The sequence below is a fragment of the Sphingomonas sp. MMS24-J13 genome (assembly GCF_044905095.1).
In the GTDB taxonomy this organism is placed as follows: Bacteria; Pseudomonadota; Alphaproteobacteria; order Sphingomonadales; family Sphingomonadaceae; genus Sphingomonas_I.
On sequence record NZ_CP173258.1, the window covers coordinates 1,554,045 to 1,576,122 of the forward strand.

At 64.4% G+C, this 22,078-nt stretch carries 17 protein-coding genes; 7 read left to right on the forward strand and 10 right to left on the reverse strand.

Annotated elements, in window-relative coordinates; genetic code table 11:
- Positions 1–74 precede the first annotated feature (74 nt).
- From AB4Z44_RS07325 to AB4Z44_RS07335, 3 genes are all read left to right on the forward strand, one after another.
- Positions 75–857, forward strand: a complete 783-nt coding sequence (locus tag AB4Z44_RS07325; protein ID WP_404713396.1) for a phosphatase PAP2 family protein — start codon at positions 75–77, stop codon at positions 855–857.
- 120 nt (positions 858–977) lie between these two features.
- On the forward strand, positions 978–1,595 hold the full coding sequence (locus AB4Z44_RS07330) for a hypothetical protein (protein ID WP_404713397.1): 618 nt from the start codon (positions 978–980) through the stop codon (positions 1,593–1,595).
- Entirely contained in the window at positions 1,592–2,176 is a 585-nt protein-coding gene (locus tag AB4Z44_RS07335) for a hypothetical protein (RefSeq protein ID WP_404713398.1), read from the forward strand. Before AB4Z44_RS07330 ends, AB4Z44_RS07335 begins: the two co-directional genes overlap by 4 nt.
- Before the next feature lie 15 nt (positions 2,177–2,191).
- Here AB4Z44_RS07335 and rnr read toward each other — a convergent pair whose 3' ends face one another.
- A complete protein-coding gene (rnr, locus tag AB4Z44_RS07340) occupies positions 2,192–4,447 on the reverse strand; it encodes a ribonuclease R (RefSeq protein WP_404713399.1) in 2,256 nt (751 codons plus the stop codon).
- Positions 4,448–4,564: 117 nt separating this feature from the next.
- Between rnr and AB4Z44_RS07345 the strand changes: the two genes are divergently transcribed.
- From AB4Z44_RS07345 to AB4Z44_RS07355, 3 genes are read left to right on the forward strand one after another with little or no spacing between them, the layout of a single operon-like run.
- Complete coding sequence (locus tag AB4Z44_RS07345) at positions 4,565–6,235, forward strand: CocE/NonD family hydrolase (protein ID WP_404713400.1); 1,671 nt, start codon at positions 4,565–4,567, stop codon at positions 6,233–6,235.
- A complete protein-coding gene (locus AB4Z44_RS07350) occupies positions 6,232–7,053 on the forward strand; it encodes a nuclear transport factor 2 family protein (protein WP_404713401.1) in 822 nt (273 codons plus the stop codon). The genes AB4Z44_RS07345 and AB4Z44_RS07350 overlap by 4 nt, the downstream gene beginning before the upstream one ends.
- A 24-nt stretch (positions 7,054–7,077) precedes the next feature.
- Positions 7,078–7,563, forward strand: a complete 486-nt coding sequence (locus tag AB4Z44_RS07355) for a DUF3237 family protein (protein ID WP_404713402.1) — start codon at positions 7,078–7,080, stop codon at positions 7,561–7,563.
- Positions 7,564–7,595: 32 nt separating this feature from the next.
- Here the strand turns inward: AB4Z44_RS07355 and AB4Z44_RS07360 are convergent, their stop codons facing one another.
- The 9 genes from AB4Z44_RS07360 to AB4Z44_RS07400 all read right to left on the reverse strand — a co-directional run bounded on the left by AB4Z44_RS07360 (position 7,596) and on the right by AB4Z44_RS07400 (position 21,304).
- Entirely contained in the window at positions 7,596–8,969 is a 1,374-nt protein-coding gene (locus AB4Z44_RS07360; RefSeq protein ID WP_404713403.1) for a spinster family MFS transporter, read from the reverse strand.
- A 162-nt stretch (positions 8,970–9,131) separates the two neighbouring features.
- Positions 9,132–10,628 (reverse strand): aldehyde dehydrogenase family protein, encoded by a 1,497-nt coding sequence (locus AB4Z44_RS07365; RefSeq protein ID WP_404713404.1) that lies wholly within the window; start codon positions 10,626–10,628, stop codon positions 9,132–9,134.
- 16 nt (positions 10,629–10,644) lie between these two features.
- Entirely contained in the window at positions 10,645–11,046 is a 402-nt protein-coding gene (locus AB4Z44_RS07370; RefSeq protein ID WP_404713405.1) for a nuclear transport factor 2 family protein, read from the reverse strand.
- A gap of 22 nt (positions 11,047–11,068) precedes the next feature.
- Positions 11,069–12,697 (reverse strand): GMC family oxidoreductase, encoded by a 1,629-nt coding sequence (locus tag AB4Z44_RS07375; RefSeq protein WP_404713406.1) that lies wholly within the window; start codon positions 12,695–12,697, stop codon positions 11,069–11,071.
- A 144-nt stretch (positions 12,698–12,841) separates the two neighbouring features.
- Positions 12,842–13,894, reverse strand: coding sequence for an amidohydrolase family protein (locus tag AB4Z44_RS07380; protein ID WP_404713407.1), 1,053 nt, complete (start codon positions 13,892–13,894; stop codon positions 12,842–12,844).
- A gap of 10 nt (positions 13,895–13,904) precedes the next feature.
- Positions 13,905–15,350: an NAD-dependent succinate-semialdehyde dehydrogenase gene (locus tag AB4Z44_RS07385; protein WP_404713408.1), complete on the reverse strand. Its 1,446-nt coding sequence runs from the start codon at positions 15,348–15,350 to the stop codon at positions 13,905–13,907.
- A gap of 18 nt (positions 15,351–15,368) precedes the next feature.
- Positions 15,369–16,835, reverse strand: coding sequence for a carotenoid oxygenase family protein (locus AB4Z44_RS07390; protein ID WP_404713409.1), 1,467 nt, complete (start codon positions 16,833–16,835; stop codon positions 15,369–15,371).
- Positions 16,832–18,181 carry a spinster family MFS transporter gene (locus AB4Z44_RS07395; RefSeq protein ID WP_404713410.1) on the reverse strand — a complete coding sequence of 450 codons (1,350 nt, stop codon included), beginning with the start codon at positions 18,179–18,181 and terminating at the stop codon, positions 16,832–16,834. The genes AB4Z44_RS07390 and AB4Z44_RS07395 overlap by 4 nt, the downstream gene beginning before the upstream one ends.
- Positions 18,182–18,385: 204 nt before the next feature.
- Positions 18,386–21,304 (reverse strand): TonB-dependent receptor plug domain-containing protein, encoded by a 2,919-nt coding sequence (locus tag AB4Z44_RS07400; protein WP_404713411.1) that lies wholly within the window; start codon positions 21,302–21,304, stop codon positions 18,386–18,388.
- 222 nt (positions 21,305–21,526) lie between these two features.
- Here AB4Z44_RS07400 and AB4Z44_RS07405 point away from each other — a divergent pair, with 222 nt between their 5' ends.
- A complete protein-coding gene (locus tag AB4Z44_RS07405) occupies positions 21,527–22,042 on the forward strand; it encodes a MarR family winged helix-turn-helix transcriptional regulator (protein ID WP_404713412.1) in 516 nt (171 codons plus the stop codon).
- Positions 22,043–22,078: the final 36 nt, after the last annotated feature.

Genomic DNA, 22,078 nt, shown 5'->3' on the forward strand with positions numbered 1-22,078 from the left:
TTGGCCGGACAGCATTTTATGACGGCACGCGCTCTCAACCCCGCTATGCTGCCCGCAAGACTCAAGGGGCTCTCATGATCCGCACCATCAGCGTCATCGCCATCGTCGCCGCTGCAACGCTCACGATCGCGGCCGATACACCGCCCGGTTATCTCCCCGCCAATACGGTCGACATCACCAAGGTCATCCCGCCCGCACCGCAGCCCGGCGAAATACGCTACGAGACCGATCGCAAGGTATTCAAGGCGACCCGGTCCGCACAGGGCAGCGCGCGCTGGCAGCTGGCGATCGACGACGTACCTTCGTCGATCGGCGCGATGATGAAGGATTTCAGCTGCGCGGCCGGCGTGACCCTATCGGCGACCGCGACACCGGCCACCTACAGGCTGCTATCGAACGCCAGCGCCGACACAGGGAGTGCGACCAACACCGCCAAGGATTACTGGAAGCGCCAGCGTCCCTTCCTGATCGATAAGGGCCCGGTGTGCGACGATAAGGACACGCTCGCCAAGAGCTACGACTATCCCTCGGGCCACGCCACGCGCGGATGGACCTTCGGCCTGATCCTGTCGGACCTGATCCCCAACCGCGCCACCCCGATCCTGACGCGCGCGCGTGCTTATGGCGAAAGCCGCATCATCTGCGGCGCGCACAATATGAGCGCGATCGAGGCCGGACGGCTCAGCGCGAGCGTGACGATGCAGTTCGTGCACGCGTCTGCGGCGTATCAGAAAGATCTGGCGGCAGCGCGAGCCGAGTTGGCGGCGGCGCGGGCGAGCAATACCGGGCCCGATGCGGGGTCGTGCTCGACCGAGGTGATCCTGACCGAAAAGTCGATCCTAGAGGAGTTGCGGTAACGCCGTTCCTCCCGGTCCGACGTGAGCCAGTTCGGAGTTTTTCCTGTCTGGACGGCTTTCGGACAGTCCTTTAGCAGCCCCTCCGGGAGGCGAGCAATCGTCAAAAACCGGGGGATATCAATGAAGCGTGTCGCACTATTCGCGTTGATGATTTTGGCTGCCGCGACCGCCAACGCACGCGCGGTAAAGGTCATCCAGCCCTTGCCGGAGACCGTCGCCGGCGCCGATCATGTTACGAAAGTCGAGGTTACGGTCAGCGACAGCGCACGCAAGAATTTCGACGCGCTCGAGCAGAAGGCCGCTGAAAAGCGGACCGCGGCCAAGCTGCCGCCGGCCGATAAGCCGGATCTCCCGCGCCCCAAAGCGGATGAGTATGCAACGCTGCCATTCGCCCGTATGCTGCCGCTCGTCATCGAGGATGCAACCACCGATTGGGGCCTCAAGGATGGCCGCGCGCTCAAGCTGACGGTCCAGGTCGATACTTTGCGCACGCTCGACGCCGGAATGGCGCTCCTGCTGGGGAGCACCGACCAGCTCGCCGGACTGATATCGGTCGAAGATGCCGCCAGCGGCGAGAAGCTCGGCGAGTTCTATGTCGACGTGCTCAACGCGCGCGCCGGCCTGCTCGGCATGGCGATGCGCGGATCAGGCGTACGCGAAAAGCTGGCAGAGGAATTCGCCAAGCATGTCTGCGAGGTGCTGAGCGGGCGCAAGAGCAAGACGGCGAAGAAGGGATGAGGGCTTCCCTCCTCTGGGCCGTTGCGGCGCTCGTCATCGCGGCGCCGGTTTCCGCTGCACGCATCGTCGCCTACCCGATCGATGATGCGACCGTGCTCAAGGACGGCGGGGAACAAGGCCTGACGCCGAGCCGCACGCCCGCAAAGGGCACGAAGCAGATTGCGCTTCAGCTCGCACCCGACCTCGATCATGAAGTCATGCGCGTCGGCATCGCGTGCAGCGCGTGGAAGGTTCAAAATCCGATCGGCGCGCTGATCCGCGACATGCTAGCCGCGCATGATCCGGACGGTCGCATCGATAATGGCAGCCCGGCGACGGCGATCAGCGTTGCGGTGAAGCATGCCGGTACGCTGAGCCGATGCGTCACCAGCGGCGATCTGAGCGGAACCTGCATTACCCGTGTCTCGATCGATGCCAGCCTGAGTGACGGCGCCGGCGCCAATCCGCGTCCGATCCATGTCGAGGTCGAGCAGAGCACGCGCTCGATCGGCGTATGCGCCGGATTGACACGGGGTATCGGCCTGATCAGCCGCGAAGCCGTGATCAAGCTGATCACGGCGATCGATGCGCCCACCCCTTGACCGGTGGGCGCGCGATCAGCGGCGCCCGCGGTGACGGATATTGGCAGGGCGCCCGCGCTTCCCGGGGACACGGCGATCCCGAGTCCCAGCCGGTTGACTATTACGTCTTGTCGCATGGCCTTCGGCGTTGGGCAGCTCGAACCGTAGCGCGCCGCCGATCGGATCGGCCTCGGCCAGTCGGAGCTTGAGCAACATGCCCGGCGTAAAGCGCGTCCCGGTTTCCTCGCCCTCCAGCACCTGCGCCGCTTCGTCATAGCGGAAATATTCGGTGCCCAACGTGGAGACCGGCACCAGCCCGTCCCCGCCCAGCCCGACCACCGTAGCGAAGAAGCCGAACGCCTTCACGCCGGTGATGCGCGTATCGACGAGCTCGCCCACATGGCCGGAAAGATAGGCAGCGACATAGCGGTCGATCGTCTCCCGCTCGGCCTCCATCGCGCGGCGTTCGGCCTTGGAGATCGCCTCGCCGACCCCGCTCAGATCGGCCGCATCGTTGTTCGAAAGCGACGTCGTTTGGGCAGCCGGATCGAGATGATAGGCCCCGACCAGCGCACGGTGGACGAGCAAATCGGCATAACGCCGGATCGGGCTGGTGAAATGCGCGTAGGAGCCCAGCGCGAGGCCGAAATGGCCCTGATTGACCGGGGCATAATAAGCCTGCGTCTGCGTGCGCAGGATCTGCTCCATCACCTGCGGGCGTGCATCGGACTCGCCGACGCGTTCGAGCAGATGGTTGAAGGTGCCCGGACGAACGACCTGACCGAGTGCGAATTCGATATCGAAGGTCTTGAGATAGTCCTTCAGCGCGACCAGCTTCTCGCGGCTCGGCGGTTCATGCACCCGATACATCACCGGGGCCTTCTTCGCCTCGAGCGCCTTGGCCGCGGCAACGTTGGCGGCGATCATATAATCTTCGATCAGCCGATGCGCGTCGAGCCGCTCGCGCGCCGCGACCGAAAGGATTCGGCCTTTCTCGTCGAGCACGACACGGCGTTCGGGCAGATCGAGATCGAGCGGGGAGCGTTTGTCGCGCGCTTTCACCAGCGCCGCCCAGCAGGCCCACAGCGGTTTGAGCGCGGTCTCGAGCAGTTCGGGCGGAACCTCGTTGGCCGGCGGCTGACCATCGATGAGCGCCTGGGCATCTTCATAGGCGATATTGGCGGCAAGCCTGACCACGGCCCGGCTGAACCGCCAGCTCTTGAGCGTGCCATCGGCGGCAATGACCATATGGCATGCCATGGCGGCGCGATCCGCGCCCGCCTTGAGCGAGCAGATATCGGCCGACAATGTCTCGGGCAGCATCGGTACGACCCGATCGGGGAAATAGACGCTGTTGCCGCGTCGGCGCGCGTCACGATCGACGTCGGACGTCGGGCGGACGTAGAAACACACATCGGCGATCGCGACGATCGCCTTGAAACCGCCGGGATTCGACGGATCGTCGTCGGGCGTCGCCCACACCGCATCGTCATGATCGCGCGCGTCGACCGGATCGATCGCGACGATCGGCAGATCGCGCAGATCCTCGCGTCCCTCGCCCAAGGGCTGTTTCGCCACCCGCTCGGCCTCGGCGATCGTCTCTTCGGAGAAGCGATCGGGAATGCCGAATTTGTGGATCGCGATCAGGCTGAAGCTGCGCGGGGCGAAGGGTTCGCCCAGCCGCTCGGTCACGCGCGCGGTGATGCGCGGCGGGCGTCCGGCCTTCTCGCACAGCACCAGATCGCCCACTTCGGCATCGCCCGCGTCGGAAACCATCAATTCACGCCGCTCGCGCTTGTCGACCGGCTTCAGCCAGAGGCGATCGCCCTCCTTGTGGAGCACGCCGAGAATCAGCTCCTCCCCGCGCGCCAGTTTCTTCATCGGATGCGCGACATGGCCCGTGCCCGCCTCTTCGGTGCGTGCGAGGAAGCGATCGCCGATCGTCAGCGCGCTACGCTTGCCGCGCTCGACGACGCGCAGTCGCGGCGGCGGCGTATCGGCATGCCAGCTTTCGGGCACCGCGAATGTCTGGCCGCCATCCGACACATCGACGATGCGCAGCACGGTCACCTTGGGCACCCCCCCCATCTTGTGGAAGGCGCGTCCGGGAGCGCTGTCGATCAGACCCTCGTCGGCCATGTCCTTGAGCAGGGCCTTGAGTGCGATCTTGTCCGCACCGTGCAGACCGAACGCGCGTGAAATCTCGCGTTTGCCCGCGGGCGTATCGCTGTTCGCGATGAAATCGAGAATCTGCTGGCGAGTGGGGAGGCCTGGAGCGGCGCGACGGGGCATTCCTGAGAGATAGGGCAGTAATGGGATCGCGTCACCCTCGACCGGGGAATCGGTTGCATTGTTGATTCATCATCGTATCAACCCACCCAACCGCGCGAAAAGCGGAAGGAGAGCGGAATGGCGGACGCAGGATTCACGCTGATCATGCAGGAGGGCACCGATCCCTTCGCTTGCCCGACCAAGCCACCTTTACCCACCAAAGATTACGCCCGGATCGAGGAAGATGGGCTTGTTCTCGATCGCAATGTGCCGGTCACGATGCGGGACGGCATCACGATCTATGTCGACATCTTCCGCCCCGCCGGCGCGCTCGGCGAGCAGGATCTCGGCGTGCTGCTCGCCTGGAGCCCTTACGGCAAGCATGGCAAGTCCGCGAACCTGTGGGCACCGGCAGGAATTGAGGATGGCTGGAATTCGCGCCATACCGGGTTCGAGGCGCCCGATCCGGCCTTCTGGTGCCCGCTCGGCTATGCAGTCTGCTATCCCGATCCGCGCGGCAGCTGGCTGTCCGAGGGCGAACTGCGCCACAACGGCGTGGGCGAAGGGGAGGATTGCTACGATCTGATCGAGTGGCTGGGGGTACAGCCCTGGTCCAACGGCAAGGTCGGCATGACCGGCGTCTCCTACCTCGCCGCGATCCAGTGGCTGGTCGCGCCGATGCACCCGCCACATCTCGCCGCGCTCAATCCATGGGAGGGCTTTTCGGACTGGTATCGCGAATTCGCCTACCATGGCGGCATCCGCGAGACGAACTTCATCGAGCGCGCTGCCAAGAATCTGAGCTGGTCGCTCAACCGGACCGAGGACAGCGCCGCCAACGCCCGCGCCCATCCGCTCCACGACGCTTATTGGGAAAGCAAGGAGACCGATTTCGCCGGCATCACCCAGCCCTTGTTCGCGGTGGCGAGTTGGAGCGACCACGGCCTGCACACGCGCGGCACCTTGGAAGCCTATAAGGGCGCGTCATCGGCGCAGAAGTGGTTGCTCGTCCACGGACAGAAGAAGTGGCAGCATTATTACCGGCCCGAAAATCGCGCGTTGCAGCGCCAATTCTTCGACCATTTCCTCAAGGGCACGGATGATCGGGTGCTCGATTGGCCGAAGGTCCGCATCCAGGTCCGGACCGAGGTGAACGAAGGGCCAATCCGTGCCGAGACGGAATGGCCGCTATCACGCGCCGTATATCGCACGCTCTGGCTGGACGCCGCTGACGGCACCATGAAGACCCACAGGCCGGAAACAGCGGCCGAGGTTCGCTACGATCCGCTCGCCAAGGACGGCCGCGCGACATTCGATATCCGTTTCGACGACGCCACCGAAATTACCGGCCATAGCAAGCTCAAGCTGTGGATCGAGGCCGACGGCGCGACCGACATGGATCTGTTCGTCGCGCTCCAGAAGCTCGACCGAGACGGCAAGGAAGTCCCCTTCACCTTCTACGCCATGTTCGACGACGGCCCGCTCGCGCTCGGCTGGCTGCGTGCCTCGCACCGTGCGCTCGACGCGGCGAAATCGACCCCGCAACAGCCGGTGCACACCCATGTGCGCGAGGATTGGCTCGAACCGGGCACGCCGGTGCCGGTCGAGATCGAGATCTGGCCGACATCGGTCAGCTTCGCCGCCGGCGAAGGGCTGCGCGTCATCGTCCAGGGGCAGGACGTCTATCAGGACAACAAATGGGGCCTCGCCTTCGCGCGGCATGAGGAATTGCGGAACGCCGGCACGCATATCCTGCGCACAGGCGGCCGCTATGACGCACATCTGCTGGTGCCGGAGATCACGCCATGATCGGCTTCGACTACGACGCGTATATTCGCGACTTCAACACCGGCGAGGATGCCGAGCTGGTCGAGCGCTGGTTCGATCCGGACGTCGTCTTCATCGGCACGACCCGCAAATATGAGGGCCGCGACGCGCTGCTCGGTTTCCTGCGGTGGGCGCATGACGGTGTACGCGAGATCATCCGGCCGATCACGGTTCTTGAAAAGGACGACCGGCTGTTCGCTGAAGTCGATATGGATTTCGTCGCCACCAAGCCACGCGATGATTTTCCCTTCGCCAAGCTCCGTCCCGGCGACCTTGTCACGGTCAAGTTCTTCGTCCTCTACCGCATCCGCAACGGCCGCGTGGTCGAGCTGAAATCGATGACGTGGCCGACCGATTATGAGGTCACCAAAGCGCCGCGCCTCGGCGGTCATCCCGGCCAGCGCGCCTCGTTCCTCGCCTACACCACCGCATTCAGCGCGGGCGACGGCGATCGCTTCGGCCAATATTATACCGACGACGTCGTGCTCGAACTGCCGAGCACACCGCGGATGGAGGGCCGGCAGGCGATCGTCGATTTCTACAAGACGATGTTCCTGCGCGTGCGCGAGGGACTGACGGTCAACCATCTGGTGATGGACGATCAGGGCATCGCCGCCGACGTCATCAGCACGTTCGTCGCGCACGAGGATGCGCCCGATTTCCAGGTTCGCCCGCTGAAGAAGGGCGAGAGCATCGCGGTGCGGGTGTTCGTCTATTACCGGCTGCGCGAGGGGCGGATCTACCACATCCGCGTCGCGCGCGCGGGCGAGCCCGAGTTTCGCCCTGCCCCCTCAGTTTAAGCAAATTCTCAACAAGGAAGCCCCATGACCGACACCCCGCACCCCTTCGCCCCCAAATTCGAATTCGCCTTCACCGTCGGCATCACCCTGTCGAAGCCCAAGATCGTCCGCCCCACCAGCATGGGCGCCGAGCGCTGGGGCGTGTGGGCAGCGGATGGCTGGGTCGAGGGACCGGACGTGAAGGGCAAGGTCGTGCCGATGTCGGGCGGTGACTTTCCCTTGCTGCGCCCCAACGGCGTGATCGATTTCGACGCGCGTTACTTCTTCGAAATGGACGACGGATCGGTCATCTACCTCCAGAGCCGCGGCTATCGCTGGCCCAAGACACCCGAGATCGGCGAAAAGATGGGCCGCAACGAGGATGTCGGGCCGGACGATTATTATATGCGCGTCAGCCCCAAGTTCGACGCGCCCGAAGGCAAGTACGAATGGATGGGGAAGTACGTCTTCGTCGGCGTGGCGGAGAAGATTCCCGGCGCGAACCGGATCCATTATTTCAAGGTTTTGTGACCTATAATTCCTCCCCGTTCCGGGGAGGAACTTTACGCGCGCCCCGCCGCCAGCGCCCGCGAAATCGTCCGCGCGCCGAGCAGGAAATGGAGCGCGCCCCATAGCATCAGCACCGCGCCCGTGATCATCGCCGCGCGCATGCCCGAGGCCGAAGCCGCCTGGCAGGCGTGATCGATCGCCCCGCCCGGCTGCAATGCCCGTCCGCCTGGGCAGAGCGCGGCCAGATTGCCAAGCGCGAACTGCCGCCGTGCGACGAAGGTGCTGACGATCCCGGTAATCGTCGGCCCCAGCCCCGAACCCAACAGCCCGAGAAACACGCCATAGATCGCCACCGCAGACGCGCGCTGGCGCACGCCCGCGATCAGCTGCACCAGCGCATAGCAGGGCGCGTAATGGAGGAAGAGCAGAATGCCGCCGACGATGATCAACGGCACACCGATGGCGAGGCTCACCTGATAGAAACCGAGCACGAAGAAGCCCGATCCGACCGCAGCACCGATTGCTGGCGTCCACAGATACCAGCGCTCGTCGAGACGCTGGATGCGGTCGACGACATTGCCACCGATCAGCATGCCGGGCGCGAGACTGAAGAAGCTGATCAACCCCGATGTCATCGCCGCCATCGCGATCGGCAGGTGATGGACGCGCGCGAAGAAGGACACCTGGAACTGGCCGATCGCATTCGAACCGCAGGTGCACAGCACCGCGCCGATCAGCATCTGGCGGAAGGCCGGTTGTGCGAAGAGATGGCGCAACACTGCACCGAACGGCGGTGTCGCGACCGCCGGGCGGGTATGTCCGCCCTCGGCCAACCCGCGCGGCGGTTCTTTCAGGCCGAAAAGCAGGAGCGCCGCGACAATCAAGCCCGGCACCGACATGACCATGAAGCCCATCCGCCAGCCATGATGCTGGACGACCTGCCCGCCGACGATCGAGCCGATCAGGAAGCCGCACGGCATGCCGCACAGGATCACCGCCAGCGCCGAGGCACGGCGGGCGGGCGGGAAGTGATCGGCGACCAGGCTGGTCGCCGGCGCCATGAAGCCGCCCTCGCCCACGCCGACCATCATCCGCAGCAGGAAAAGCTGGAGGAAGCTCGACGCGAAGCCGCACAGGCCGGTCGCGGCCGAGAACACGATGATCGCGACGCCGATGATCCACGGCCGGTTGCGCCGCTCCGCCAGCCGGCCGATCGGAATGCCGATCAGCGCATAGATGAAGGCAAAGGCGAGCCCCTGCAGAATGCCGATCTGCGCATCGCTCAAACCGAGATCGTGCCGCATCGGCTCGACCACCACCGACATGATCGCACGGTCGACGAAGCTCAGCGTGTTGGTGAGCATGAGGAGGAGCAGCAGCCGCCAGCGATAGGCTGAGCGGAGCAGAGGATGCACGGCGTCGTTCAAATTGTCCCCCTAAAGTTCCTCCCCGAGATTTCTCGGGGAGGGGGACCATTTCGCAGAAATGGTGGAGGGGCGGCGGCCGCAGACCGCCGTCTTCGACGGCGGCCCCTCCACCAGCCTCCGGCTGGTCCCCCTCCCCTGCAAATGCAGGGGAGGGTCCAAAAATTACAGCGCTACCGTCACGCTCTTGATCTCGGTGTAGGCCTCGACCCCGGCCTTGCCGTTCTCGCGGCCCCAGCCGCTCTGCTTGTAGCCACCCAATGGCATCGCCGGATCGACACCGGCACCTCCGTTGATCATCACGCCGCCCGCCTTCAGTCGCTTGGCCAGCTTGAGCGCGGTCGAGATGTCGCGGGTCCAGATGCGCGAGGACAGGCCATATTCGGTGGCGTTGGCGCGCGCGGCGATCACGTCGATCTCCTCGTCGCCGAACTTCATCACGCTGAGCACGGGGCCGAAAATCTCTTCCTCGACCACCTTCATGCCAGCGGCGGTGCCGGTCAGCACGGTCGGCTGGACGAAATAGCCCTCGCCCTCGATGCGGCTGCCACCCACGCTGACGGTCGCGCCCTCGCCCGCCCCGCTCTCGACATAGCCGAGCACGCGGGTGAGCTGCTCGGCGCTGACCAGCGGGCCCATCTGCGTGTCGGGCGACAGACCCGGGCCCACCTTGAGTGCCTTGGCCATGCCCTGCACGCCCTCCACGACTTGATCATAGACCTTCTCGTGGACGAACAGGCGCGAACCCGCAGCGCAGACCTGGCCCGCATTGCCGAAGATGCCCATCGCGGCCGCCGGGATCGCCTTGGCGAGATCGGCATCGGCGAAGATCATCACCGGCGATTTGCCGCCGAGTTCGAGGCTGACGCGCTTCAGATTGCCGGTCGAATTCTTGACGATCAACTTGCCGACCGAGGTCGAACCGGTGAAGCTGACCTTGTCGACTCCCATATGATCGACGATCGCGGCACCCGCAGTCTCACCCATGCCGGTGACGATGTTGACGACGCCCTCGGGGAAACCGGCTTCCGCAATCAGCTTGCCGAGATAAGCGGCGCTGAGCGGGGTCTGCTCGGCGGGCTTGAGGACGACGGTGCAGCCGGCGGCAAGTGCTGGGGCGATCTTGGCCACCGCCATCACGAACGGGAAGTTCCACGGCACGATCGCGCCGACCACGCCGACCGGCTCGCGCAGGGTGAAACAATGCCACTCGCCCGGCGATGACGGCTCGATCGTCTCGCCCGCGATCTTGGTTGCCCAGCCGGCATTGTAGCGGAGCTGTTCGGACGCGCCGAACACGCCGGCAAACTTCGCCATCATGAAGGGCATGCCGTTGTCGAGGCTCTCGGTGAGCGCGATCCGCTCGCCATCGCGCTCGATCAGATCGGCCAGCCTGGTGAGCAGGCGCGCACGCTGGGCGGGGTTGGTCTTGGCCCATGCGCCTTCGAGCGCGCGGCGCGCGGCCTTGACCGCAGCGTCGATGTCGGCCGCGTCGCCGGCGGCAGCGTGGGCGAAGACCTGACCTGTGGCTGGATCTTCGACCTCGAACGACTTCCCCGATGCAGCGGGGACGAACTTGCCGTCGATGAAGAGATCGGTCGGCGCAGAAGCATATTCGGCGCGGAGCTGTTCGAGCGCGGTGGCGGCGAAGGGTGCGTTCATGATGTCCTCGTGAGGCTTAGAAAGTGGAAGGTCCGGTCGCCACGCCGCCGACGCGCATCGCGTCGATCGCCGCGAACTTGCCGTCCCGCAACGCGTAGAAGATGCGGCTGGTGATGAAAATGGATTCGCCCGGAACGAGCGGGCCGGCGATGAAATCGGGATCGTCGACCAGCGCCTTGAACTCGGTCTTCACCTCGATCGCCACGCCCTCGTCATCGACGACGAGATGGGTGATATCGAGTTTCTCGCGGCAGACCTTGGCCACGCCCGCATAGAAATCGAGGATCTGCTGACGGCTGGTGAGCGTGCGCTTCCCGCTCAAAGAGAGCTTAACGTCATCGGCATAATATTTGCCGAAGCCGTCGAAATCGAGCCGGTTGAACGAGGCGATATAGTCGCGGACGTCATCCTTGGTCATTTGGCTATCCTCTTCCTTCCGCTCATCCCCGCGGATCCTCGGGCGGCAGCGGCGCCCTGCCCAGGATCATGTCCGCCGCTTTCTCCGCCACCATGATGGTCGGCGCATTGGTGTTGCCGCCCGGCACGGTCGGCATGATCGACGCGTCGACCACGCGCAGCCCCTCGATCCCGTGCACCCGCAGCTGCGGATCGACCACGCTCATGCTGCCTGTACCCATCGTGCAGGTGCCGACCGGATGCTGTGTAACGCCGGCCCACTGTCGGATATGCGCATCGAGCTCGTCGTCGCTCTGCTTGTCGATGCCGGGGAGCAATTCGCTACCCGTTATCTCAGCCTGCGGCGCGGTCGCATAGATGTCGCGCGCGATGCGGATACCGTCACGCGCGGTACGAAAATCAGCGGCTTCGGCGAAATTGTTGAGCGTGATCGCGGGATAATCCTTGGGGTCGGCCGATTTGAGGCCGAGCCAGCCGCGGCTCTGCGGGTGGAGCAGGATCACGTCGGCGGTGATCTGGTCCTCCTGCCGCTTGCGGTAACCGGGGAACCAGATCTGCGCATCCATCCGGATCGGGTTGCACCACAGCTGGATGTCGGGCTGCGCCAGATCGGGCCGGGTCTTGAGGATCGGGTTGGCGCTGTTGACCTGGTTCGAGAAAGTGCCCTTCCCCGTCAGCCACCATTGCGCGACCGAGAAAGCGACCTTGTCGGCGCGGAGCTGGTTCAAAAAGCTGACCGGCTTCTTGAGCGTGAAGTGGACCGGTACGCGCGGATGTTCGGAGAGGTTGCGGCCGACACCTGGGAGATCGTGCAGTACGGGAATAGCGTGCTTCGTCAGTTCGTCGGCCGGGCCGATGCCCGACAGCATCAGCAATTGCGGCGAATTGTACGAGCCCCCCGACAGGATCACCTCGCGCACCGCACGCGCGGTAACGACCTGTCCCTCATGCTCATATTCCACGCCGACCGCGCGCTTGCCCTCCAGCACCACGCGCCGCGTCAAAGCCTCGGTCAGAACGGTAAGGTTAGGCCGCGCCATAGCGGGCTGAAGGTAAGCGCGCGCGGTACTGGCGCGGCGGCCCTTGGGATCGATGGTCAGCTCGCCGCGCGAAAAGCCTTCCTCCTGCGCGCCGTTGATATCGTCGGTGACGGGCCAGCCCGCATTGCGCCCGGTCTCCATCAGCATTTCGTGCATGCGGTGGCGCGTATCGACCGGCACGACATGGAGCGGCCCCTTGTCGCCGTGGAAGGCGTTGGCACCGCGCCAGCTCGTCTCCATCCGCCTGAAGTAAGGCAGGACGTCGGCATAACTCCAGCCGTCGCAGCCCATCTGCCGCCACGTATCGAAATCGAGGCTGTGGCCGCGCATGTAGAACATGCCGTTGATCGACGACGATCCGCCCAGCACCCGCCCGCGCGGCAGCGGGAGCTTGCGGCCGTTGAGATGCGGCTCGGGCTCGGACCAGAAGCCCCAGGTGAAGCGCGACTGGAACAGAGCGCGCATGAAGCCGAGCGGCATGGTGAGGAGGAAGTGGCGGTGGTGGCCGCCGGCCTCGATCAGCAGGACCTTGTTGGCGGGGTCGGCGGAGAGACGGTTGGCGAGCACGCAGCCTGCGGAACCTGCGCCGACGATGATGTAGTCGTATTCCATTAAAATCCTCCCCGGCACGGGGAGGGGGACCGCCGGCGCAGCCGGTGGTGGAGGGGGCCCACGGCAAGGGACTCGCTCGTGGCGGCCCCCCTCCACCATTTCTTCGAAATGGTCCCCCTCCCCGTTCCGGGAGGATCTGCGCGCTCACAGCTTGAACACGCGCTCGGCGTTGGTCTGGAAGAAGGCCTTCTTGTCGTCCAGGCTCATGTCCATGTTGTCGAGCGCCTCCACCTCATAGGCCGGGCACTGATACGGATAGTCCATCGCATACATCACCCGGTCCTTGCCGATCACGTCCTGGGTAAACTTGATCGCCGGCTCCCACGCCACGCCCGAATTGGTGATGATGAAATTCTCCTTGAGGTAGTTCGAGACGAACTCCTTCTTGAGCGGCCCCGACGAGGCGTAGCGCCCTGCCCGCACCCCGGCCTGGTGCATGAAATCGAGGCGGTACATCCAGAAGGGCAAGGCCTCGCCCATATGGCCGATAATCACCTGCAGCTTGGGGAATTTGTCGAGCGTACCCGACACGATCACGCGCAGCGCATGCATCCCGGTCTCGACCCCGAAGCCGAAGATCGCACCGTCGATGCCGGCGGCGATCAGCGGCTCGACCTGCCCGCGCGGCAGCGTGTTCGGGTGGATATAGATCGGCACGTCGAGCGCCTCGGCCGCCTCGAGGATGGGCGCGAATTGCGGCTCGTCGAGATAATGGCCGTGGGTGTGGCTGTTGATGATCACCGCCTTCATGCCGAGCTTGGTGACGGCACGCTCGATTTCCTTGGCGGCACCCTCCGGATCCTGCGGCGCGCAGGCGGCCATGCCGATGAGGCGATCGGGATGATCCTTGCAGGCCTGATGCAGTTCGTCGTTGGAGTTGCGCGCAAGCGCCACCGCTTTATCCTTGGAGAGGATCTGCGTACCGGGCGAGGTGAGCGCGAGCACGGCTTTGTCGATGCCGCGATCGTCCATATCCTTGATGCGGCCGGCGCCGAGCCCCAACAGGGCATCGCGGATGAATTTCGGGCGCTCAGCCTCCGAACGCAGATAGAAGCCCCACAGGCTCTTGAAACCCGGATCGGGATCGGGGCCGTCGAGGATCTCGCCATACATGTCGAGCGCCTCCTGCGTGACGAAAGCCTCTTCGGTCGCGATGCGAAGATACCCCTGGGCGCCGCCGGTCTTCAGTTCGGTCATTCGTAAACCCTCAATGCTGATGGATTGTCTTGGTGACGAGGCAGGCGGCGAGACCCTCGGGGCCGTCCTCCGAGCCATGGCCGCTTTCCTTGACCCCGCCGAACGGAGCATCCGGGGCGGCAAGCAAAACCGTGTTGATACCGACCATGCCCGCCTCGATCGCATCGCCGATCAGGTTGGCGCGACGGGCATTCTCGGTGAAGGCGAAGGCGGCAAGGCCGTAAGGCAGCCGGTTGGCCTGCTCGACGACCTCGTCGAACGTCCTGAACGGCGCGGTCACGACGACCGGGCCGAACGGCTCCTCATTCATGATCCGCGCTTCGACCGGCACGTCGCTCAACACAGTCGGGCGCCAAAAGAAGCCGTCGCCCTCGATCGCCTCGCCGCCGGTGCGCAGGCGCGCGCCCTTGGCGATCGCGTCGGCGACAAACTGCTCCATCGCGGCGGGGCGGCGCGGATTGGCCATCGGGCCCATGTTGGATGTCGCATCGAGGCCGTTGCCCACCTGGGTCTTGCCGATCCGTGCGGCAAATGCCTCGACGAAGCGGTCGTGGATCGCCTCCTGCACGTAGAAGCGCGTCGGCGAGACGCAGACCTGTCCGGCATTGCGAATCTTGCCGGCAGCAAGCGTCTCGACCGTCTTCTCCAGATCGCAATCATCGAAGATGATCACCGGCGCGTGTCCGCCCAGCTCCATCGTCGTGCGCTTGCATGTCTCGGCGGCAAGCTTGAGCAGATGCTTGCCGACGACGGTCGATCCGGTGAAGCTCAGTTTGCGGATGATCGGCGAGGCCAGCAGATGGCGCGACACCTCATCGGGCACGCCGAAGACGAGTTGACAGACGCCGCGCGGCAGGCCCGCGTCGAGCAACGCCTGTACCACCGCGATGGCGGAGGCCGGCGCTTCCTCGGCGGGCTTCATGATCACCGAGCAACCCGCGGCAATCGGCGCGCCGAGCTTGCGCGCGGGATTGTTGATCGGGAAATTCCACGGCGCGAACGCGGCGACCGGGCCGACCGGCTCGTGCATCACCAGGCTGCGCTGGCCGGCGGGGCGGACCAGCACGCGGCCGTACACCCGGCGCGCTTCCTCGGCATAGAAATCGAACAGGTTTGCAGACCCCATCACCTCGATGCGGGTCTCGGCGATGGTCTTGCCTTCCTCGCGCGTCGCGTTGCGGGCGATCATATCGGCGCGGTCGCGCAGCAATTGCGCTGCTTTGCGCAGCACCGCGCCGCGTTCCAGCGGGGTCGTCGCGCGCCACAACGGATAGGCGCGCTTCGCCGCGTCCAGGGCGCGATCGAGATCGGCGGCATCCGCCAGCGGCAGATCGCCGAGTACCGCGCCAGTGGCAGGATCGACCACTTGATGGATGCGGCGACCCTCGGCGCCGATCCACTCTCCATCGATGTGCATGCCGAGCTTGGGGTAAGGCTCGGCCTCGTAATCGGCCATCAGACCAGCATCCTCACATCAGGCCGCGAGTGCGGTTTCGGGGGTCCAGTTGCCGTGCAGGCCGGAGCGGATACGGAACGGCAGCTGGATCGTCGCGATCGGGCCTTGCGCCAGGTTCATTGCCGCAAACAAGAGCAGGCGCGATCCCATTTCGGCGAGCCGGTTCTCCAGCATGACGATATAGCCGTCGCCCTCTTCGGTCGAACCGGGCCGCGGGATGAAGCAGGGCTCCTGCATCGACGACACCGAGCCGACCCACCAGCTATCGCTCTCGCCGGTTTCGAGATCGATCCGCGCGATCGTATTCATCATCATGCCCGCGGCCGAGCGCCCGCCGGGCAGGTCGACCGGTTTCGTCATATCCTGCGACAGCAGCCAGCCATAACGGTTCTTGAAGCCGGCAAAACGATCGTCGATGCGCGGGAATTCGCCAACCAGTTCGGTCTTGCGCTCCATCTTTATCTCGTCGCTGTTGCCGAGCATATCCACCGTCCAGCGCGTGATGCGCGACTGCGCCTTCAACGGCTCGAACGGCGCGCCCTCATAATCGGGGAAGAAGGGGAACATGTTCCCCTCGGCCATCGGCGTATCGAAATGCACCGTCGTGCCGACATTGTGCGCGTTCATGACGTGGCTGGCAAAGCAGTTCGGCGCCGAGAACCAGCGGATATCCTCCGCCGTCGCATTGCCGGTGCGCGGCAGCACGCCGAGATGGATCGGCTTGCGCTTGTCGAAGCCGAAATGCGGCAGGCGCTTCTCCAGCCGCTCCCAGTCCGATGTGCTCGGCACGACATGGAACACCGCATAATCCTCGGTGATGCCCCAATCGTGCATCATGCAATAATAAGGGATCTGGAATTCGATCGCCTTGATGATCTCATGCTCCGGCGTGATCTCGTAGAAGACCATGTCGCGCGTCAGCAGGCCCTTCGCGGCATAGGAGAAAGCCAGCATGTTGCCGGTCTTCGGATCGATCTTGGGGTGGGCCGTGAAGGTCTCGCTGATCAGCTGGCCGTTGAAGGTATAGACCGCTTCGATCGTCTCCAGCGTGTCGGGATCCATCAGGACCGGTGGGCTATCCTCCTTGAGCGCGAGCAATTTGCCGCCGAACGCGATCACGTTGGTGTTGGCGGTGCCGCGGATCTCGCCCTTCACCTCCTCGCTGTCGGTCAGCGGGTTGCGATAGGCGCCGAACAGGGCATGGCCGACGGCACGCTCCATGTTGAACTTCGGCGTGCGCACCCATTTCTGCTGGAGGCGGACATTGCCGTCCCTGAAGCTGAAGCGGCTGACCATGCCGTCGCCGTTGAACCAGATGTCGTCGCCGTAAAGCGGCGGGAACTGCGGATCGGGATGGACGCGGTAGAAGGAGCCGGCGAGATCGGCCGGCACTTCGCCCTGGACCACGGGCAAATGCTTGACGTCGGCCTCTACGCCCGAAGGGGCGAAGAAACCGGTGAAGCTTGGCGTGTTCGGGAATTTCATATCCGGTCCTTTCCGATAGCACGTGCGGCGAGCCAGTAATGGATCGCGCCCCACACAAAGAAGAGGCAGCTCGTGATCAGGGCCATGCGCAGCCCATAGGCCGATGCCATCGCACAGGTGCCGCTTAATGGCGGCTTGCCACAATGGGCAGCGAAGGCCCCGCCGAGCGCCGACGAGGCAAACAGATCACTGATCTTGCCGATAATGACTGGCCCAATGCCGACCCCGACAAGGGTAGACACGAAGAAATAAAGGAAGGCAGCCGTCGCGCGCATGTTGACCGCGACCATGTTCTGCATCGCCACCAGCGTCGGCACCGCATGGAAGAACATGAAGGTGCCACCCACCAGCATGCACATCATCGCCACGAACGGCGGGGCCGAGGCGTAAGCGTAGAAGTAGAGCGGCGTGGTCACGATCAGCCCGATGCACGGCACGAGCGCGTACCAGCGCATGCCGCGCTTCGCGATCAGATCGACGCCGAAGCCCGACAGGCTCATCCCGATCAAAGACGAGATCGTGCTGATCGAACCGAGATAGGCGCCCGCCGTCTGCAGCGAGAGACCGTGCACACGCATATAGAATGGCACGGCGAAGCTGCCGGCCGAATAAAGGCCCATGGAGGTGACGCTGAGCCCGAACAGCAGATGGCGATAGGCGCGATCGGCGAACAAGGTGCGGAAGGCGAGCGCCATCGGGGGCGGGGTCGCGGCGGCGCGGCGCTGATCGATCGGGTCCATCATCCCCCGCGGCGGCTCGCGCAGCAGCAGGCGGAACAACAAGGCGACGACCAGTCCGGGCACCGACACGGCCACGATCGCCGCGCGCCAGCCATAATGCATGCCGATCCATGCGCCGACGAACGTGCCGAATGCCGATCCTGCGGGCGCACCCAACCGCATCAAAGTGAGGGCCATGCCGCGACGATGCGGCGCGAAATGATCGCCGATCAGCGAGGTGCCGGGCGCCGACACGCCGGCTTCGCCGATGCCCACCCCGACACGAAACAGGAACAGCATCCCGAAACCCGTGGCGATGCCGCATAGGCCGGAAAAGAGCGAGAAGAGCGCGACCGAGACCGAGATGATGGTCACCCGGCTCTTCGTTTCCGCCAGCCGCGCGAGCGGCAAGCCGAGCGTCGAATAAAAGACAGCGAAGCTCAGGCCGCCGAGCAGGCCTAGCTGGACGTCGGAGAGATTGAGATCCTCCTTGATCGACTGGCCGAGCGTCTGGACGACAGTACGGTCGACATAAGCGAAGGCCGACACCAGCATGATCAGGATGAGCAGCATCACCTGATAGCCGGTGCCGAAGCGGCGCGCGCTCAAGGGTACCGTATTGGCCATATCCGTCATCATCCCCGCCTTTGCACTTTCAAGCGCTCAACCGCGCGGGAACGTAATTGCCCATCGCCATTTCGCCGTCATTCCCGCGAAGGAGGGAATCCATATTCTCAAAGGTTCGGAGGTTACGGATTCCCGCCTTCGCGGGAATGACGGCGCATCGCGGTCGCAGGCGGCCACATATTCGATACATGGCCGCCGGTCTCATCAATAGGTGAAGCGCACACCGACGCGATAGGTGCGCCCGATCACGTCATAGAGCACATTGTTGGTCGGGCCGAAGCTGGACGGCGCAACCGGCGGATCCTTGTCGAACAGATTGTTGATCGCACCGAACAGCTGCACCGAACGACTGCCGCTCTTGATGATGTCATACTGGGCATTGATGTTGAAATACCAGTAGGCGTTGATGTGATTGTTGTTGGTGCTGTTGGCGAGCGTCGTGCTGTAACCGGCCTGATCGGGCCCGATCAAAGTCACGTCGCGGACTCCCGGCGAAATGTAACGCGCCTGGAATTGCGCGCCGAGCCGGTTCCCTTGGTAGGTCAGGTAGCCGCTCATCTGCCAGCTCGGCACGCCGGAGACGCTCGACACCGGCGATCCATTCTGGCCTGCACGATTGGTCGCCACGCCCGACGGCGTCACCGTCGTCAGCTTATTGATGTGCGTCGCCAGGACGCGCGCCGACAGGCTGCCATCCCAGCCACCGACGACATCGGCCAGCGGCAGAACGTAGGAGGCTTCCATGTTCCAGCCCTGGGTGATCAGGCTGTTGAGGTTGAGCAGCGGGTTCTGCACCGAGACCAGATTCCCGGTCGTGGCGTCGCGCGTGATGAGGCTGCACACCGACGATTGGGGATTGGCCGCGCACTGCGAGACGATCACCGGCGCGGTCAGCGCCGCGATCGCGCCCTTCAGCTTGATGTCATAATAATCGACCGACACGCGCAACCGGCTGAGCCCCCAGAAATCGGGCTGGAGGACGATGCCGGCAACCCACGTTTCGGCCTTTTCAGGCGTCAGTGCCGAGCTGCCGCGGTTGATCGTCTGGGTCAGGAAATTGACGTTGCCCTTGGTGGGATCGGCGATCAGCTGGAACGAGCTCTGGTTCGGGCCATAAAGCTCGAACACGTTGGGTGCGCGGATGTCGCGCGAGCGCGTGACACGGAAGGTGACCTGGCGGACCGGCTTCCAGGTACCCCCGACCTTCCAGCTCGTGACCCCGCCGCTCACCGAATAATCGGTATAGCGGATCGCGCCATTGAGATCGAGCGCCTGGGCGAAGGGCAGGTCGCGTGCCAGCGGCACGCCGACTTCAAGGAAGCCTTCCTTGACGTTGATCTTGCCGCTGATCCCGGCACCCGGGCTGGTGTAGAAATCGTTCGCGGTCGAGATGGCGTCCGCGGTTCCCTGCGCCGAATCCCGGCGATATTCGCCACCGAACGCGACCGAAACCGGCCCCGCCCAGGTGTTGAAGACATTGCCGTTGAGCTGGGCCGAAAACACATCCTGGGTCAGATGGGTTTCCTGCGTGGCGGTGCCATAAGCATAGGCCTTGCCCGCCGCCGAGAAGTTGTTCTGGCCGAAGATGTTGAGCGGCTGACAGGCCGGATCGTCGTTGGTGGTGCTGACGTCCGCATTCACGCGGCACACGATCTGGTTGCCCACTTTGACTGCATCGACCGCCTTGGTGAAGCGCGAACCGATACGATCGTTGGTTTGGGTCTGATCGTAATTGGTGCGGCCATGCTGGTAATAAGCGTTCCATTTCCAGCTGCCGCCGAGATCGCCCTTGAGGCCGGCGACCACGCGCCACGTCTCACGATGCACCTCGCCGACGCCCGGCCCGAGATCGTCGCCGATACGGCCGACCGAGATACGGCTTGCGCCGGCAGCGTCCATCAACGCGCCGACCGAGGCCGGGAGGAAGGCATTGTCACGCTGAATGCTGATGCTGCCGAGATCGCGGATCTGCGCCCCGAGCGTGCGCGCATGGACGCGCGCGTAGCTGCCCTCCAGCGTCGCCGTGATCGAATTGGTCAGATCGTAATTGGCATGCGCGAAGGTCGAGATACGCGTCATCGGCGACGAAATCGGGAAATTCTCATAGAAAGGCTGGACGCCGTCGCCACCGCCCGACTGGAAGAGCGGAGCGCCGTAATAGGTGCCGTAATCGTGCTTGAAGGTGCTTCCGTTCGACGCGAACTCGAGCCCGGTCAGGGTCGAGGCGAACAGCGCCGGGTTGGCCGCGGCAAAGCCCGCGGGAGTACCGGTAATGATGCCGTTGCGGGTTGCGGTCGAGGTCGTCGTATTGGGCAAGACGAGCTGCGAAGGCAGACCATTCGTCCGATTGGGGTTTGACACGGTGTTGTACGCCTGCGCGCACCAATCGCGCGAATAGCAGTCGCCCGTACCCCTGTTCTTCTCCCACTCGCCGCCGACGATGAAGTGGCCGCGGTCTCCGAGCCGCGTCCCGAACGCGAGCGTCCCGAGATAGTCCTTATTGTCGCCGGCATCGGCCTGCCCGTACTGGACGCTGCCCTGAAGCCCTTCGAGCTTCGTCTTGAGGACGAGGTTGACGACGCCCGCGACGGCATCCGAACCGTAAGCCGCCGACGCGCCGCCGGTCACGACCTCGGATCGCTCGATCAACGAGGTCGGGATGAGATTGAGATCGACCGCGTTGGCGGGCGTCAGCGACCCTCCGCCGGTGGTCGATGCGACGACACGGCGACCGTCGATCAGCACGAGCGTGCGGTTGGCGCCGAGGCCGTAGAGGTCGGCAGTCGAAGCGCCGATATTGCTGATGAAGATCGCGGTCGTGGCGGGCGTGTTCTGCGGGCGGAAGGCCGGGACCTGGTTCAGCACCTCGGAAATGTTCGGTGCGGCCTGGCGGGCGATGTCCTGCGCGCCGATCACCGTGACCGGGGTCGGCGCGTTGAACCCGCTATTGGCGAGACGCGATCCGGTGACGACGATCTCGGCCTCGGGCGCCGTCTTCGCCACGCCGCTTGCGGCGGCCGGCGACGATTCGGTAGATTGCGCCAAAACGGGCGTTGTTGTCGCAGCGGCCAGAACAACCAGGCTCGCGCCCGACAAGCGATTGATGAACCGTGAAAATACCATGATGGGTGCTTCCTCTTCCCTGTGATACCGCCTCTTGCGGGCAGCGATCGATCGTTGATCACTCAATGCTGTGTTGATAGTTCAATGAAATCGGCGAGACAAGTTGGCTTCTCCCCCAGACACGATTTGAAACGTTTGTGGCAGGAGGGCGACAATCGCCCAAAGCACCCCTAAGATGGGGGCAGACTGGCAGGGGGTGACGTGGCGGCTCGACCGAAGATCATGCGTTCCAGCAGGACCGAGCAGGCTGCACGCGCGAACGACGTATTCCTGAACGGCTGGCGGCTGGAGGATCTGGATTACCCCACCTTCCGGCTTTCGCTGGTGGCCAAGGTGATGGACCGGCTGACGCTGCGCCATCTGGCCGAGACGGGCACCTACACTTTCGCCGAATGGCGCGTGTTGAGCCGGCTCGCGACCCTCCCTGATGGTGGCACGGTCGGCCAGATCGCCGATCTCGCCTGGGTCGATCGCGCCGAGGTCAGCCGAGCCGCCGCGTCGCTCGAGGAAAAGGGCCTGACCGCGCGGCGCGAAAATGCGGAGGATCGCCGCAAGCCGATCCTGTACCTGACCGAGAAGGGTCGCAAACAGCATCGCCCGATGGCAGCCGACCGTAGCGCCTTCCATGCAGGCCTGGTCGCCGACCTCTCGCCCGACGAGCGCGAAGAACTCGATCGGCTGCTGGCGAAGATCGCCCAACGGCTGGTCAAGGCGCTCCAGAATGACGGCGGTGGTTGACACGGCGCGGACCTCGTTGAAGAATCAACAACGACA